Annotated in this window: 9 protein-coding genes; 6 read left to right on the top strand and 3 right to left on the bottom strand. The window is 72.5% G+C overall.

From position 1 onward, the window contains the following. Window positions 1-593: 593 nt before the first annotated feature. Window positions 594-2,522 carry a hypothetical protein gene (locus tag NLX94_RS15910; RefSeq protein WP_374683965.1) on the top strand — a complete coding sequence of 643 codons (1,929 nt, stop codon included), beginning with the start codon at window positions 594-596 and terminating at the stop codon, window positions 2,520-2,522. Between the two features lie 247 nt (window positions 2,523-2,769). Here the strand turns inward: NLX94_RS15910 and NLX94_RS15905 are convergent, their stop codons facing one another. Beyond that, window positions 2,770-3,375 carry a hypothetical protein gene (locus NLX94_RS15905; RefSeq protein WP_254383386.1) on the bottom strand — a complete coding sequence of 202 codons (606 nt, stop codon included), beginning with the start codon at window positions 3,373-3,375 and terminating at the stop codon, window positions 2,770-2,772. Window positions 3,376-3,780: 405 nt separating this feature from the next. Here NLX94_RS15905 and NLX94_RS39365 point away from each other — a divergent pair, with 405 nt between their 5' ends. The 5 genes from NLX94_RS39365 (at window position 3,781) to NLX94_RS15880 (ending at window position 8,017) form a co-directional block, all read left to right on the top strand. After that, on the top strand, window positions 3,781-4,518 hold the full coding sequence (locus tag NLX94_RS39365) for a helix-turn-helix transcriptional regulator (protein WP_254383385.1): 738 nt from the start codon (window positions 3,781-3,783) through the stop codon (window positions 4,516-4,518). Window positions 4,519-4,599: 81 nt separating this feature from the next. Then, window positions 4,600-5,532, top strand: coding sequence for a metal-dependent hydrolase (locus tag NLX94_RS15895; protein ID WP_254383384.1), 933 nt, complete (start codon window positions 4,600-4,602; stop codon window positions 5,530-5,532). Next, window positions 5,529-6,578: a PDR/VanB family oxidoreductase gene (locus tag NLX94_RS15890; protein ID WP_254383383.1), complete on the top strand. Its 1,050-nt coding sequence runs from the start codon at window positions 5,529-5,531 to the stop codon at window positions 6,576-6,578. The genes NLX94_RS15895 and NLX94_RS15890 overlap by 4 nt, the downstream gene beginning before the upstream one ends. A gap of 35 nt (window positions 6,579-6,613) precedes the next feature. After that, window positions 6,614-7,432 carry a TetR/AcrR family transcriptional regulator gene (locus NLX94_RS15885; RefSeq protein ID WP_254383382.1) on the top strand — a complete coding sequence of 273 codons (819 nt, stop codon included), beginning with the start codon at window positions 6,614-6,616 and terminating at the stop codon, window positions 7,430-7,432. A 39-nt stretch (window positions 7,433-7,471) separates the two neighbouring features. Further along, window positions 7,472-8,017, top strand: coding sequence for a GNAT family N-acetyltransferase (locus NLX94_RS15880; protein ID WP_254383381.1), 546 nt, complete (start codon window positions 7,472-7,474; stop codon window positions 8,015-8,017). Between the two features lie 15 nt (window positions 8,018-8,032). On the opposite strand, the gene pulA is transcribed toward NLX94_RS15880, so the two are convergent. After that, window positions 8,033-13,405 (bottom strand): pullulanase-type alpha-1,6-glucosidase, encoded by a 5,373-nt coding sequence (pulA, locus tag NLX94_RS15875; RefSeq protein WP_374683964.1) that lies wholly within the window; start codon window positions 13,403-13,405, stop codon window positions 8,033-8,035. Between the two features lie 43 nt (window positions 13,406-13,448). Further along, entirely contained in the window at window positions 13,449-15,197 is a 1,749-nt protein-coding gene (locus NLX94_RS15870; RefSeq protein ID WP_254383380.1) for a carbohydrate-binding module family 20 domain-containing protein, read from the bottom strand. Between the last annotated feature and the right edge of the window lie 786 nt (window positions 15,198-15,983).

The raw sequence follows: 15,983 nt of genomic DNA, 5'->3' as shown, positions 1-15,983 counted from the left end.
AGGACCTCGGCTTCGCCGACGCCCGCGCCGCCGGCCGGGAAACGATGGGGCGTGGCAAGCGCGGCAAGGCGTTCCGCCGTACCGTCGCGGGCCTGCCCACCGCGCGCTTCCGCAACCGGCTGGCCGGCATGGCCCACCACGCGGGCCTCGTCGTCATCGCCGTCGACCCCGCTTACACCAGCCGCTGGGGCGCCCAGCACTGGAAGCCCCCGCTCCAGCAACAATCCAGGACCGCGACCGTCACCGGCCACCACGCGGCGGCCGCGGCGATCGGCAGGCGCGCCCTCGGACACGGGATCCGGCGTCGGCCAGGTGTGACCGCACACGACCGGAGGATCGTCGCGCGGAGAGCTACCGGCCAGACCGTCACCGTACCGAGGGCGCGAGGGACCGCGAGCCCGCCGAGGACCACGGGCACACCCGACCTGGGTGGCAAGACCTGCCGGGACCGAAGCGACCAGCTCGCGCTGTTCCCCGTCTCCCAAGACCGTTCGGGGAGACAACCGGCCAGGCCGGTTTACGGCGTTATCGGCGACAGAGACCGGCATCGCCAGGAACGGTGACCATCCGACCATTCGCTCGTTCTGCTGAACGTGACTGCGCCGGATACCGCCACCCGCCCCCTCTCCCCCGATGTCGAGCAGGCCGAGGCCGCCATCGTCGAGCACTATCCCCGGCTGGTCCGGCTGGCCTACCTGGTGCTGCCGCCCGCGCTCGGGCGCAACCGGCGGGTGCTGACCGCCCACTCGCTGGCCCAGCGCGCCCTGCCGCGCGGGCGGCGGGACGGGGCGGCCGCCGCGCAGGCGGCGGTGCAGGGCGGGGTTCCGGGCCAGCGGGGCGGGGCGGGCGCCGAGTCCGGGTACGCGTACGTACGGCTGCGCGTGCTGCGGTCGGCCCTGGAGGCCGGGATCCCGCTGACGTTCCGCGCGCTGCCCCGGCGGGCTCAACTGCCGCCGGCGCTCCCCCAGGTGTGGGGGCTGCGGCTGTTCCCGCGCTCGGGCGGGGCCGAGGAGCTGGCCCTCGACCAGTGGCTGGCCACCCTCGACGGGCCCGGGCGGGCGGCGTGCGTCCTGCGGGCGCTGGAGCGGCTGCCCGAGCCCGAGGTGCTGCGGGTGCTGACCGAGGCGGGGGTGGCCAACCCGGCCGCCGCCGTCGCCGAGTCCGGGGACCCGTCGACCGACGAGCTGTTCGCCTCCCCCGAGTTCGACCCCTGCGTGCTCCAGGCCCGGCCCACCGACCTGCTGCGCCGCCGGCGGCTGGTGCGGGCCGGGATCGCCGCCGGGATCGCCCTCGCCGTGTGCGGGGTGCTGCTCTCGCTGCCCGGCGGCGGGTGGGGGGCCGACGGGGCCGCCGCCCCGCTCTACGCGAAGAACGCGGCGGCGGAGCAGGCCCTGGACCCCGGGCAGTTGCTCCGGGTCGCGCCCACGGTGTGGAGCACGTCCTCCCGTACCGACTACTCCGGCTGGCCCGCGCGCGGCAACCGCGTCGACGATTCCGCACTGCTGCGGCGGGCGCTGGCCGTCTGGGCCCGGCCGGGCCGGTCGGTGGTGGTCTCGGCCACCCCCGGCACCCCGTCGGGGCCGCCGATGGGGCCCCCGCAGCTGCTGTTCGCCGGGACCGTCGACCAGGCCGTCGTGGTCCTGCTGTACGACGGCCTGCGCGTGGCCCGGTACGCCGAACCGCTCTCGGGCACCGACATCGCCGCCCTCGACTTCGCCCGGACCGACGGCGCCTCGGCGGACACGGCGGCGGCCCTGGTGCTGAGCCGGGTCGACGGCAACGTCCGCTATCTGACGGCGCCTTGGGTGACGGCCGCCACGCGGCGGGACCTGCTGAAGCCGGCGGAGGCGCCGACCGGGCTCGAGCTGAGCCCGGAGGGGGTCACCCCGCCGGTGCCGAGCCCCGCCCCGGACGGCAGTTGTACGAGCTGGAGCGCACTGGCGGTGACCGGCGACGGCGCGACCCGGCTGATCACGGACCTGGGCGAGCTGACCCCGGCCCGGCTGACCTCGGGGGCGCCGGGCGCCGAGCGGAACGTGACGGAGGGCGCGGAGCTGGGCGACTGGTCGCGGATCGCGTGCCTGCTGCCTTCGGTGCGCTCGCACGGGGTGCGCACGGTCAACGCGTGGACGTACGCGAAGCAGCCGCTGCCGGAGGGCGACGGCACGGCGACCTGGCTGTGCACCCGGGCGGAGACCTGGCAGGGCACCGCGGACCGGGTGCAGGCGCAGTTCCTGGCCCCGGGCGCGCCGTTGGCGGCGCAGGCGGCGAAGGCGGAGGGTTCGCCGGCGTGCGGGCCGCGGGAGCCGCGGGTGCTGGCCGGGGTTCTGTGGAAGTCGAAGGCGGGGCAGTGGTACGTACTCGCCGCGGGAAGCGCGCAGTTCGCCTCGCTGACCGTGGGCGGCGGGCAGGTGAGCGGGGTCGCGGTCGGCAACCGGCTGGCGGTGAAGGCTCCGGCGGGGGCGCAGGTGGAACTGACGGGCAAGCTGACGGACGGTTCGAAGGCGGGCGTGCTGCGCTGACGCCCGGCTCGGTCGGGCGGCCCCGGTGGCACAGGAGGGCCGGTCCCCCTGCCAAGGGACGGCCCCCCTGCCAAGGGACCGACTCCCCCGGCAAGGAGGACCGGCCCTCCCGCCCGGTGGTCGGACCCCTGCCAGGGGACCGGCTCCGATGGATGCCCCCCGCCACCCATCGGAGCCGGTTGGACCGGGCCCGGGTCAGGGGCCCGGGTCAGGGGCCCGGGTCAGGGGCCCGGGGGTGCGGGGTGGCTCAGCAGGGGCTGAGCCAGTAGACCCAGCCCCAGGGCGCCTGTCCGTCCTCGCTGTAGCCGCCCGGGGAGATCCACCCGATGGTCTGGTCGCTCCGGTAGAACTTCGCGCGGAGCGCGGCCCGCTGGTTGTTGATCCAGGAGCCGGTCCCGGACCAGGGGATGTAGTTGAGCGTGTTGCACGTGAAGAGGGTCTTCTTGTCGCCCTGGAACCACGTGGACTCGAAGGCGCAGACGTAGGTGTAGGCGCAGTACTCGGACGCGGCCGCCGCCGATGCGATCTTGGGGGCGCCCACCTCCCGGGCGTACTTCTCCCCCGGCAGGGTCAGCAGGATCTCCGCCCCCTTGTCCAAGGTGATCTTGTTGACTGCGACCTGCTTCCCCTTCTCCTTGCCGAGGTAGGAGTCGACGCGCTTCTGGAGGCTCTTGGCCTGGCCGGCGTCGAGCCCCGCGGCGCGCGCCTGGGCGGCGAACTCGGGCCGGGCGGCGTCCGGCGCCGAGGCGGCGCCGGCCACGCCCGGCGCGGCGAACAGGGTGAGCGCCGTCATCGCCAGGGCCACGGCGGCCTTCGCGGGTGCGGCCGACAGGAAGGTGCTGCGCGGTGCCATGAGACCTATCCCCTCTGAAATCGGTGGTTCATCTGCGAATTCCACGTTTCAGCTGATTCCGGAGTCACGGGGATTCCGGCATTCAGATGGTTCGGTCGTGCAGGGGAAATCCTGGGGTTGTACCGCGGGCCCGGTCTTGTAGATGTGCGACACGAAAAGGAGCGGTCAAGTCCGCTTCAAAGGATGGCTGACGAGGCACTTTCGACGCACCCGCCACACAGGCACCATGCGTCACCGAAGATCATCCGAAGGAGGACACCCGTGCCCGCAACCCCAGTCCCGGATTCCAGCCACGCATTCCTTCCGGGAAACGACCTGAAAGGGCTTGTGTGTGGATATTCCAGCTATGCCTACAGCGCCGGAACGCGTCGCGGACGCATTCTGCTGCCCAATACCGTGGCCACCGTGAATTTCGGATTCGGTGCACCCGTGCGCACCCGGGGGATGGCCGGGGAGCGCACCTACAGCGAGAGCCCCTCCCGGGTGGACCTCCCGGCGACGGTGGCGGTGCGCGCCGACCACGAGGGCGACGTGCGCGGGGTGGTCGTCCGGATGCGGCCCATGGGCGCCTACCGGCTGTTCGGCGTCCCGATGTCGGAGTGGCACCAGACCGACCTCGACCCCTCGGACCTGCTGCCGCGCGGTCTGCGCCACCTGCCGCGCATGCTGGAGGAGGCCGACGCGCTGGCGCGCGCCGCGATCCTCGACGCGGAGCTGCCCCGGCTGATGGCGGGACACCGGGGTGCGCAGGCCGTACGGATCGCGCCGGAGATCATGCTGGCGTGGCACGAACTGCACCGCACCCAGGGGCGGATCCGGATCGGGCGGCTCGCGGCCCAGCTGCTGTGGAGCCGGCGTCATCTGGAGCGGCGGTTCCGCGAGCAGATCGGGCACCCGCCGGGCGCCATCGCCCGGGTGCTGCGGCTGACGCACGCCTTCCGGCTCCAGCTGCGGGGCGTACCACTGGCGAAGGTGGCGGTGCTCGCGGGATTCCACGACCAGGCGCACTTCAGCCACGCCGTGAAGGACGCCACCGGCCTGACCCCGGGGCGGCTCCCGCTCGGAGGCGCCGGTCCCATCAACTGGCAGGCGGAGCCCATCCCGGCGGCGGGGGCGGGCCCGGAGGCCGGGGGCGCCGGATAGACGGACAGGGGTGGGCGGTGTGGCGCCACAAGTGTCCGCAGAGGGGTTTCCCTCGCTCTTACCCGTCAGTACATTGACGCCATGTCTAATACGCCGCCCGCGTCGTCCGCGTCGCCCGCCCCCGTGGCGTCGGAGCACATCGATCTGAAGGCCCGCGACGTGTCCTTCTCCTGGGAGGACACCCCGCTCCACTGGCTGCCCGGCGACCCCTTCGCCAACCACACCATCAACGTGCTGCACCTGCTGCTCCCGGCGGGCGAGCGCTGGTTCGTGCACGTCTACAAGCAGGTGCTCCCGTACATCACGGACGAGCGGCTGCGCGAGGACGTCGTCGGGTTCATCGGCCAGGAGGCCATGCACGCGAGCGCGCACGACGACGTGCTCCCCCACCTCAAGCGGCTGGGCCTGGACCCGACGCCCTACACGGCGCAGATCGACTGGCTCTTCGAGAAGCTGCTCGGCGACCGGACCCTGCCGCCCGGCGCGCCCCGCAAGTGGTGGCTGATGGAGCGCGTGGCGATGATCGCCGCGATCGAGCACTACACGGCCTTCCTCGGCAACTGGATCCTCAACGCCGAAGAGCTGGACCGGCGCGGCGCGGACCCGATGATGCTGGACCTGCTGCGCTGGCACGGCGCGGAGGAGGTCGAGCACCGGTCGGTGGCCTTCGACCTGTTCATGCACCTGGACGGCACCTACCGCCGCCGGGCCCGCACCTGGGCGACGGCCTTCACGGCCCTGGTCTTCCTGTGGCAGCGCGGATCGCGCTACTTCATGGAGCACGACGCCTCGCTCCCGCCCGGCTCCAAGGCCTCGGTGGGCCAGTTCTACCGCTCGGGCCGCAAGGGGACCCTGCCGGCCACGGGCGCCATGCTGAGGTCGATACCGAGGTACCTCTCGCGCTCGTACCACCCCTCGCAGGAGGGCTCCACGGCGCAGGCCGTCGCCTACCTGGCCTCCTCCCCCGGAGCCAACGGCGGCTTCCACGGCACCGACGGAGGTGTCCGCCCGTGAAGCGCGTCCTCACGGTGACCGCGTTCGCGGGCGCCGCCTGGCTGGCGAAGCGCGCGATCGGCCGGCGCATCGACTCCGGATCGCCGCTCTGGCCGCTGCCCGCGCTGGAGACCCCGGTCTCGGGGTACTCGTCGCGCCGGTGGATCCCGGCGCTGATCGTCTCGCGCACGGAGCCCGCGGACGGGGTGCTGGCCCTGACGCTGGAATCTCCGGAGTTCCCGGAGTGGGACCCGGGCGCGCACCTGGACGCGCGGCTCCCGTCGGGGCTGGTCCGCCAGTACTCGCTGTGCGGCGACCCCGCCGACCGGGGCCGCTACACGATCGCGGTCCGGCTCGTGGAGGACGGCCGCGGCGGCTCGCGCGAGGCGCACGCCCAGCTGCTGGAGGGCGCGGAGCTCCCGGTCCGCCCGCCCCGCAACCGCTTCCCGCTGGTCCCGTCCCGGTCCTACGTGTTCGTCGCGGGCGGGATCGGCATCACCCCGGTCCTGCCGATGCTCCGGGCGGCCACGGAGGCGGGCGCGGAGTGGACCCTGCTCTACGGGGGCCGCTCGCGGGCCTCGATGCCCTTCCTCGCCGAACTCGCCCCGTACGGGGACCGGGTCACGGTCGTCCCCGAGGACGAGGCGGGCCTCCCCGACCTGAACGCGCTCGGTGCGCTGGGCCCGGACACGGCGGTCTACTGCTGCGGCCCGGCCCCGCTGATGGCGGCGGCCCTGGCGGCCGCGCCGGAGGGCACCCCGGTGCACCTGGAGCGGTTCGCCCCGGCGGCCTCGGGCGGGGATGCGCAGCCCTTCACGGTCGAACTGCGCCGCTCGGGGCGGGTCGTGGAGGTGGCGGCGACGGAATCCGCCCTGGCCGCCGTGCGCCGGGAGCTCCCGGGTACGCCGTACTCCTGCGAGCAGGGCTTCTGCGGGACCTGCCAACACCGGGTGCTGGCGGGGGAGATCGACCACCGCGACACCCTCCTCACGGACGGCGAACGCGAGGACTCCATGCTCCTGTGCGTCTCCCGCGCGGCCTCGGACCACCTGGTCCTGGACCTGTAGGGGGCCCTTACGGGGCTGCGCAGTAGGGTGTCCGCATGACAACCGGGGTGCGGCGCAGGATGGGTGTCGAGGAGCGGCGGCAGCAGCTGATCGGGGTGGCGCTGGAGCTGTTCAGCCACCGGTCGCCCGACGATGTGTCCATCGACGAGATCGCCGCCGCCGCGGGGATATCGCGGCCGCTCGTCTACCACTACTTCCCCGGGAAGCTGAGCCTCTACGAGGCTGCGCTGCGGCGGGCGGCCGACGAGCTCGCGCTGCGGTTCGTGGAGCCCCGGGAGGGGCCGCTCGGGGCTCGGCTGCTCCGGGTCATGGGGCGGTTCTTCGCCTTCGTCGACGACCACGGGCCCGGCTTCTCCGCGCTGATGCGGGGCGGCCCGGCGGTCGGCAGCAGCCGGGCCAACGCGATGATCGACGAGGTGCGCCAGGCCGCGTACGAGCAGATCCTCGCGCACCTGGGCATCGACCGGCAGGCTCCGCCCGCCCGGCTGGAGCTCGTGGTGCGCTCGTGGGTGTCGCTGGCCGAGTCGACGGCGCTGATCTGGCTGGACGGCCGGCGGATCCCGCGCGCCGAGCTGGAGCTGCAGCTGGTGCACGATTTCGCAGCGCTGGCCGCGGTGAGCGCCGCCTACGACGCGGAGATGGCGGGGATCCTCGTACGGATCCTCGCGGACGAGCCGGCGGACGGGCCGTTCGGGGAGCTGGTGGGGCGGCTGGTGGCCCTGGTACCCCCGGGGGCCGGCCCCTCGGAACCCGGCACCTCGGCCCCCGGCACCTCAGCCTCCAGCCCCTCGGAACCCGGCCCCTCGGCCCCCGGTCCCTCGGAACCCGGTCCCTCGGTGCCCGGTCCGCGTTGATCGACCGTCCTTGATCGAATGGCGCGCAATAATGCCCGCGTGATCATTGAAGACGAGATCGTGTTCCGGCAGGCCGAGGAGAAGGACGCCGGCACCCTGGTGGCGCTGTACGACCAGGCCGCCCGCTGGATGGCCGCGCACGGGATCGAGCAGTGGAAGCCCGGGGACAAGGACGCCGCGCACTTCCGGGCGATCATGCGCGAGGGCGAGGTGTGGCTCGCCTCGGACGCCGACGGGCACGCCGTCGGCGCGTACGAGTTGTGGTGGTCCGACGAGGAGGCCTGGGGCATCCAGCCTCCCGTGGCCGGCTACGTGCACCGGCTCATGGTCGAACGCGAGGCCGCGCCCGCCGGGGCCGGCCGGCGGCTGCTCGAACACTCCGAGCGGCGCATCGCCAGGACCGGCCGCGAACGGGCGCGGCTGGACTGCGTCTCCACCAACCCCCGGCTGCTCGCGTACTACCAGTCCGCGGGCTACCGGGTGGTCGGTGAGTTCCCCAACAAGGAGGGCAAGGACGGGCGGGTGTACGGGGTGATCCTGCTGGAGAAGCGGCTGGATCAGCTCACCTTGGTCACCCCTCGCTGACCCGCCCTTCCCCGCTCACCCCCGCTTGAAGACCGCCGCCGTGCGGGCCGGGACGGTGAACTCCCCCTTCGCCCGGTCGTAGGCCGCCCGCCGGACCACCGGGTCCGCACCCGAGGCCTGGACCGGGTGCAGGGCGTGGGCCGTGCCCGCGAGGCCCGGGACCCGCTGGGTCTGCGCGGTGGGGCCGGCGTTGAGGACCACCACCAGGTCGCCCAGGGTCATCGTGATCACGCCCGGGGTCTCCTCGGGCCCCGAGAGGGGGAAGGCCAGCTCCGCCTGGACCGCCTCGGTGGTGGTGAGGGCGAAGGCCGGTTCCGTCGTACGGATCCTCAGCAGGTCCCGGTAGGCGGAGGCGGCGCCGTCGATCTCCGTGCAGCCAGGTGCGGGCGCGGTCAGCAAGGGCTTCGCGTAGGGCCACTTCGCGCGGTTGTCGGCCGCCGGGGGCAGGCCGCGGCCGAAGCCGTTGCCGTCCTCGCAGTCCCAGTGGATGGCGTTGAACCAGTCCCCGCTGTCGTAGGAGTTGCGGTCCAGGGACTTGGAGCGGAGCAGGTCCGTGCCCGCCTGGGAGAGGGCCGGGCCCTGCGAGAGGGCGGCGACAGACATCGCCAGGACCTGGGCGCGGGACCGGTCGGCCGCCGAGGTGCCCTCGGGGAGCTTGAAGGCCAGGGCGTCGTAGAGCGTCTCGTTGTCGTGGGCGTCGACGTACGCGAGCGCATCGCCGGGGGCTGCCGCGTACCCGGCCGGGGCCCCGTTGTAGTCCACCTCGGAGCCCTTGACGGCGCGGCCGGTGGAGTCCGTGAAGGTGTAGGCGGCGAGGTTGCCGGTGAGCCCGACCTTGATCAGGTCCTGGTCGTGGAGGAGCCGGACGCGCTGCTGCTCCGGGGTGCCGTTCGCCGGGGAGGCGTTGGGGGCGGTGAACAGGCCGGAGGCGAAGCCCTGGACGCGCGGGTCCTCGTCGAAGGGGCCGCCGCCGCGGACCGCGTCGCGGGCGCGGTCGGAGAAGGTGGCGATTCCGGTGCCGGCCATGTTCTGCTGCGTGGCCTGCACGAAGCGGGCGTCGTTCGCGACCTCGCCGAAGTTCCAGCCCTCCCCGTAGAGGACGATCTTCTTCCCGTCGACCCCGTCCTTCTCGGGCGTCAGCGCGTCGAGGGCGGCGCGGACGGCCAGGATGTTGGCCTTGGGGTGGTGGCCCATCAGGTCGAAGCGGAAGCCGTCGACCTTGTACTGCCTGGCCCAGGTGACCACCGAGTCCACGACGAGGCGGCCCATCATGGCGTTCTCGGGGGCGGTGTTGGCGCAGCAGGTGGAGGTGGCGACGGAGCCGTCGGCCAGCAGCCGCTGGTAGTAGCCGGGGACGATGCGGTCGAGCACCGACTTGTCGGACTGTCCTGCGGCCACGGTGTGGTTGTAGACCACGTCCATGACGGTGCGCAGGCCGGCGCCGTTCAGGGACTGCACCATGCGGCGGAACTCCACCGTGCGGGCGGTGCCGTTCGGGTCGCTGGCGTACGAGCCCTCGGGGACCGTGTAGTGCAGCGGGTCGTAGCCCCAGTTGTACGCGTCCTTCGCGGCCGCGGCCGCCACGCAGGCCTGCTGCTCCTCGGAGTCGGGGGCGTAGACCTTCAGGTCGCAGGCGGGCTCGGTGCGGTCCGCGGGCTTCTCGGGGATGGTGCCGATGTCGAAGGCGGGCAGGAGGTGGACGTACGAGGTCCCGGCGGCGGCCAGGTCGCGCAGGTGGCGCATGCCCGCCGAGGCGGTGTCCGTGAAGGCCAGGTACTGGCCGGGGTGGGTGCTGGTGCGGTCGGCGACCGAGAAGTCGCGGATGTGCAGCTCCTGGATCTGCGCCGAGGTGAAGGGGACGGACGCGGGCTTCTTCAGCTCGCGCCAGCCGGGCGGGGCGAGCTTCGGATCGGCGAGGTCCACGGCCAGGCTGTGCGCGGAGTCGGTGGTCAGGGCGGTGGAGTACGGGTCGGTGACCAGGTTGCGGACCACCTGGCCGGTGCTCGGGGCCCAGACGGTGACGGCGAAGCGGTAGCGCTTGCCGGTCCAGTCGCGGTCACCGCGCACCGACCAGACGCCGGTGGCGTCGTCGCGGCGCATCGGGACGGTGCGGCCGTCGAGTTCGAGGCTCACCTGCTGGGCGGTCGGGGCCCACACGGAGAGGGTGGGGCGGCCGTCCTTGAAGACCGGGCCGAGCGCCGCCTTCTGCGCGCCGGTCGCGTACAGGTCGTCGAGGACCCCGGCGAGCTGGACTCCGGTGGCGGCGAGGACGGCGCCGTTCGCGGCGCGGGCACTGGCGACGAGCTGGCCGCGCAGGGCTTCGCGGACGCGGTCCCGGTCGCGCGGGTCGATCGAGTAGGCGGCGTAGGCGGCCAGGTGCGGGTACTTCTGCTTCTGGGCGGCGGTCAGCTCGGCCCTGTTCATGCGCAGCCACTGCGCCCGGCCGGTCAGGGTGCCGTTCTCGGCCTTGACGGCGCCCTCGCGGGAGGCGAGGAGCTGGAGGGAGGCGGCGGCTGCCGGGGCGTTCCAGGCGACGGTGTCGCGGTCGATCCAGACGGCCTGGGCCTTGGTGAGGTCCAGGGCGGCGGCGCTGCCGGCGGGCTGCGGGAGGAGGTACTTCTCCTTGCCGCCCAGCATCCACACCTCGTGCCCGTTGCTCTTCAGGTCGAGGGACTGGTCGGACGGGAGGTCCTTCTCGTCGCCCTTGTGGAGGATGTAGCTGAGGCTGGTGGCTCCGGCGGCGAGGGGGACCTCGTAGACGGCGCCGTAGGAGTCGGTGCGGACGGGGAGCAGCGGCTTGGACCAGTCGGTGGGCGTCGCCGCTCCGGTCCAGACGTGCAGGCCCCAGCCCTCGTAGGCGCCGTCGGGGCGCTGGTAGTGCAGGACGGCCTTGGACGTGTCCTGCGGCGGGTAGGCGGGGCGTTCGGTGCGGACGGGCTCCTTGCCCTGCTCCAGCCAGATCTCCCCGGTCTTCGTCACGTCGATGGTGCGGTCGGCGCCGACGTCCTTCGTGCCGTCCTTGTCGATGACGAGGTAGCCGACGCTGCTCGCGCCGGGCTTGAGGCGCACGTACGCGAAGGCGCCGTAGGCGTCGCGGCCGGTGAAGTCGTGGCCGGCGGGCCAGGGGGTGGCCTCGCCCTCGGCGATGTCGCCCCAGGCGTAGAGGCGCCAGTTCGTGTAGTCGCCGTCGGGGCGGTTGTAGTGGACGATCGCGTAGTCGCGCTGGGTGGCGGTGGGGACCTCGGCGGGCGGGGTCTGCCCCGTGGTGGACGCGGCGAGGGCGGACGCGGTGCGGCCGGCGGAGTCGACGACCACGGCCTTGTAGCGCAGCGGGGTGCCGGCCGGGGTGGCCGGGTCGATGAACTGGGTGACCTTGTACGGGGCGTGGTCGGCGGAGCCGAGGACCTGCCACTTCTCGGTGCCGGTCTGGGCGGCGAAGACGACCCGGCCCAGGGGGTCGCCGGAGACCTCGGCCGAGAGCTCGACGGTGCCGGTGGCGCCGGGGGCCGGGGCCTTGAGGGTGAGGGCGGGCCTGGCGGTGGGCTTGGCGGCCGGGGTGGTGGCCTGGAGGACCACGGAGCCGAGGGCCGGGAGGGTGACGGTCAGCTTGCCGGCCGCGGAGGAGCGGATCAGCGTGGCCGTGCCGCCGTAGAGGGCGACGTACTGGACGCCGGCCGGGGCGTCGAGGTCGATGGTGCGGGGCGCGGTGGCGTTGTTGGCCGCGACCAGGTATTCGGTGCGCGTGCGGGTGTCGGTGCGGGCGAAGGCGTAGGCCGAACCGTCGGAGAAACGTTCGCTCTGAACGCCGTCCCGGAGGGCCGGGTGCTCCTTCGTCAGCTTCGCGAGAGCACTGATCTGCTTGTAGAGCGGGTGCTCCGGATCGTAAGCATCGCTCGCATGCGTGCGCACCGTTCCGAGCTGGTCGTCGTCCAGGTAGTCGGCCGCCTTGGAGGCGAAGAGGGGCTGGCGGGCGTCCTTGTCCCCGCCCGCGCCGGTGAAGCCCTGCTCGTCACCGGAGTAGATCACCGGGTTGCCCCGGGAGAGGAACATCAGCTCGTTGGCCAGCCGGTACCGGTCCAGCAGCTCCTGCTCCCCCGCCCCCGGCCGGTCCTGCTTCAGGAAGGTCCCGAAGCGGCCCATGTCGTGGTTGCCGAGGAAGGTGACCTGCTCGTAGGCGTTCGCCTTGTCGGTGGTGTACCGGTAGTCGTCGCCGAAGACGGAGGCCAGCCGCCCGGCGTCCGCGCCCTGGGCGGCGTACGAGCGGATCGCCTCCTGGAGCGGGAAGTCGAGGGTGGCGTCCAGCCGGCCCCGGGTCACGTACGGGGAGGTGATCGCGGTGTCGGCGGAGTAGACCTCGCCGAACATGAAGAAGTCCTTGCGGCCCTTCCTGGCCGCGTACGCGTCGAGGGCGGTGGCCCACTGGGTCCAGAAGCCGGTGTTGACGTGCTTGACCGTGTCGATGCGGAAGCCGTCGACGTCGAACTCCTCGACCCACTTCTCGTAGATCTTCTCCATCCCCTCCACGACCTCGGGACGCTCGGTCCACAGGTCGTCGAGGCCGAAGAAGTCGCCCTGGTCGGAGGATTCGCCGGCGAAGGTGGAGTCGCCCCGGTTGTGGTACATCGTCGGGTCGTTGAGCCAGGCCGGGACCTTCAGGTTCTTCTTCGCCTCGGGGACGAAGGGGGTGCGGGGGAAGGAGTCGCCGTCGGTCTTGGGGAATTTCCCGCCCACATAGTCGGAGTCCTCAAACGCTTCCCCGTCCTTGGTCAGGTACGGGAAGGCGCCCTTCGACAGGTACCCGTAGGACGCCTCCCGGTAGTCGACGACGTCGGCGGTGTGGTTGGTGATGACGTCGAAGAAGACCTTCATCCCCTTCTTGTGCGCCTTGTCGATCAGCCGCTCCAGATCGGCGTTGGTCCCGAAGTGCGGGTCGACCTGGGTGAAGTCGGTGATCCAGTACCCGTGGTACCCGGCCGAGACGTCCTTGCCCGTCCCCTGGACCGGCTGGTTCTTGAAGATCGGCGCCATCCAGATGGCGGTGGTGCCGAGCCCCTTGATGTAGTCCAGCCGGTCGGTGATCCCCTTGAGGTCCCCGCCCTGGTAGAAGCCCTTGTCGGTCGGGTCCAGCCCGGTCTCCAGCCGGGAACCGGTCAGGCCGCCCCGGTCGTTGCGCGGGTCGCCGTTCGCGAACCGGTCCGGGAGCACGAAGTAGAACTGCTCCCGGGTCAGGTCGTGCCGCGCGGACTCGGCCGCCAGTTTGGCGTCCGAGGGCGGGGCCGGTGGCGCCTTGGCGGCGACCGCCGCGGCGGCGGGCAGGGCGGGCAGGAGCGTCACGGCCAGGGTGGCGGCGAGCACTCCCGCGGCGCCGGCGAGGGCGGGGCGTATCAAGGCTGATCTCCTCGGGTGCGGGACAGGGGGTGGGGCGGGAGGGTCAGTTGCGCCAGGTGTCGGTCAGCGTGACCTTGCCGTTGGCGGGGACCGTGGCGGAGCGGTTGGCTCCGCTCTCCCAGGTGACGTTCCCGGCGGCGTCCTTGCGGACGTACTTGTACGCGAAGACCGTGCCGGGCGGGAGCGCGACGTCGAGCTTCCAGACGGGGTAGGCGGCCGGGTCGAGCTTGAGGGCGCTGCCGGTGTTCCAGCTGCCGAGCTCGGCGCGGTCACCGGTGACGTAGATGTTCTGGCCGACGACGGTGGTGGCGTTGACGGCGAAGGAGGCACCGGCTGCAGCAGTGGGGGTGACTGTCGGGGTCGGGCTCGGCGTGGAGCCGGTGCCGCAGCCGCGGGCGCCGACGTGCAGGGCGACGGCCGTCCCGGCGCCGAGGGTGGCGGTGAACCGGCCCCCGGAGTCCACGGTCACGGTGCGGCCGCTCTGCACGTCGCAGTAGTCCCCGCCCGCGAGGGAGGTCTGGAAGGTCCGGGTCAGGGCCGAGCCCTCGTGGTTGATCGCCACGTAGGCCTTGGCCCCGCGGCCGAAGGCGATCTGGTCGCCGCCGTTGTCCCACCAGTCGGTGACGGCCTGGCCGCGCGCGGAGTTGCGGAAGCCGACCATGGAGGAGATCTCCCGCCAGGAGTGCTGGCACTTCCATCCGTCGGCGTAACAGGCGTTCACGGTACCGCCGTTGGGCGGTCCGGCATCCCGGTCGGTCCACTCGTAGCCGGAGTGCACGTCGGGCGACCCGTAGGGCCAGGCCAGCATGAAGACGCTCGCAAGCGTGTAGGCGGACCCGTCCTTGTAGCTGAGGGTGTCACCGCCGCGCTCGGTGTCGTGGTTGTCGACGAAGACACCGGCCTGCCCGGAGGGCATGTACCCCCACGCCTCCCCGAAGTTCTTCAGGTAGGCGAGGTTCTCGTTCTGGAAGACCCGCTTGAGGTCCCGCGCGTACCGGAACTCCTGGACGTCACCGCTGCCGAGGTACTCGCTCGGCGAGACGGCCTCCCCCGCCCCGTGGATGGCTTCCAGCTTCCAGTAGGCGTTCGGGTTCGTCATCCGCGACTTGATGTTGGCGAGGTCGGCGGCGGGCATGTGCTTGGCGGCATCGATCCGGAAGCCGTCAACGCCCAGCGACAGCAGGTCATTGAGGTACCCGGCGATGCGCCCCCGCACATACTCCTCACTCGTGTCCAAATCAGCGAGCTGCACGAGCTCGCAGTTCTGAACGTTCCCGCGGTCCCCGTAGTTCGATATCGAGACCCGGCAGTCGTCCATGTCACCACCGGAGTAAATACCCGGGTAGTTGTACTTCGTGTACGAACTCCCGCCCGTCCCCACCCCGTCCCCGGCCGCCATGTGGTTGATGACGGAGTCGGCGACGACCTTCACGCCGGCGGCGTGACAGGCGTCGACCATGGACTTGAAGGCGGTACGGTCACCCAGCCGCCCGGCGATCTTGTAGCTGACGGGCTGGTACGAGGTCCACCACTGGCTCCCCTGGATGTGCTCCTGCGGGGGCGACACCTGGACGTAGCCGTAGCCGGCGGGCCCGAGGCTCTCCGCGCAGGCCTTCGCAACGGATTCGAACCGCCACTCGAACATGACGGCGGTGACGCCCTTCTCACCCGGGGCAGCAGCCACGGCGTCCGGCGCGGCCCCCCCGACAACGGCGAGGGCGGCCACAGCGGTGACGGCAGACACGGAGAGCAGCGCGGCGGCGGCTCTGACGGCGCGGGCAGGCGTTGGCATGGGGTGTTCCTCCTGGCGGAGAGGCGCAGGACCGGGTGGGGACCGGTCACGGCCGAGTCGGGGATTGCAGCGACCGTAGGTGCCAGGGGGAGGCTCTGCAAGACCTTGCGCAAGAGATTGCAGAATTGTTTCCGACCCGAGTCGGGACAGGGGCCGGTCCACAAGTACGGAACGACGAAGTCGCAGTCGGGGCCCGGACCACCGACTACGGGCACCCCCGGCGGGCGGCGATCGGCACACCACTGCCGATCACGCACCCGGCTCAGAAGCAGGCCCTCACCGACCTGCCGGCCCGGCTGGAGTGATCGACTCGCGCAGGCTGTCGATGCGGAGATCCAGGTCTGCGTGGTACTGAATGCGCGGCCTGTCGCCAGCACCTACTGACCACACCGCGGCCAGCTGCGAGGGGCCCCCGGTCGTCCTCAACGGCTTCCCAGCCCAAGACGGCCAGCAGTCGCCAAGCCGAGCGAGAGTGCGTAGCGATCTGATGCGCCCACCGACTCTGAGGTAGTGGTCGCCGTCCTGACGCTCGTGGTGGCGGTCGAAGGTCACGGGAAGGGTGTCCAGACGCCCGGCCCTGGATGCTGTGCTCGCCCCGCGCGTCTGTTCCGGCTGAGGTCACGGTCCTGCCGGGGCGGTGTGTGGATGACCACCGGCCGGAGGGGGCTGCGCACACGCGACCGGGCCGCTCCTCCCCACTCCTCCCCCCGGCCGTTCCCCGGGGGGATCCCGGAAGTCTTGTGGCGTTTCGGGGTGGGTCGGTCGGTCAAGGGTGGCCGAAGGCCA

Source organism: Streptomyces sp. TBY4 (assembly GCF_024213195.1).
Taxonomy (GTDB): Bacteria; Actinomycetota; Actinomycetes; order Streptomycetales; family Streptomycetaceae; genus Streptomyces.
The sequence above is the reverse complement of the archived record's forward strand: the minus strand, read 5'-3'. Positions and strand labels throughout refer to the sequence as shown.

Bases quoted from the DNA above. Each gene is read 5' to 3' on its own strand.
- NLX94_RS15905 (WP_254383386.1), bottom strand. From the start codon at position 3,375: ATGGCACCGCGCAGCACCTTCCTGTCGGCCGCACCCGCGAAGGCCGCC.
- NLX94_RS15895 (WP_254383384.1), top strand. From the start codon at position 4,600: ATGTCTAATACGCCGCCCGCGTCGTCCGCGTCGCCCGCCCCCGTGGCG.
- NLX94_RS15885 (WP_254383382.1), top strand. From the start codon at position 6,614: ATGACAACCGGGGTGCGGCGCAGGATGGGTGTCGAGGAGCGGCGGCAG.
- NLX94_RS15870 (WP_254383380.1), bottom strand. From the start codon at position 15,197: ATGCCAACGCCTGCCCGCGCCGTCAGAGCCGCCGCCGCGCTGCTCTCC.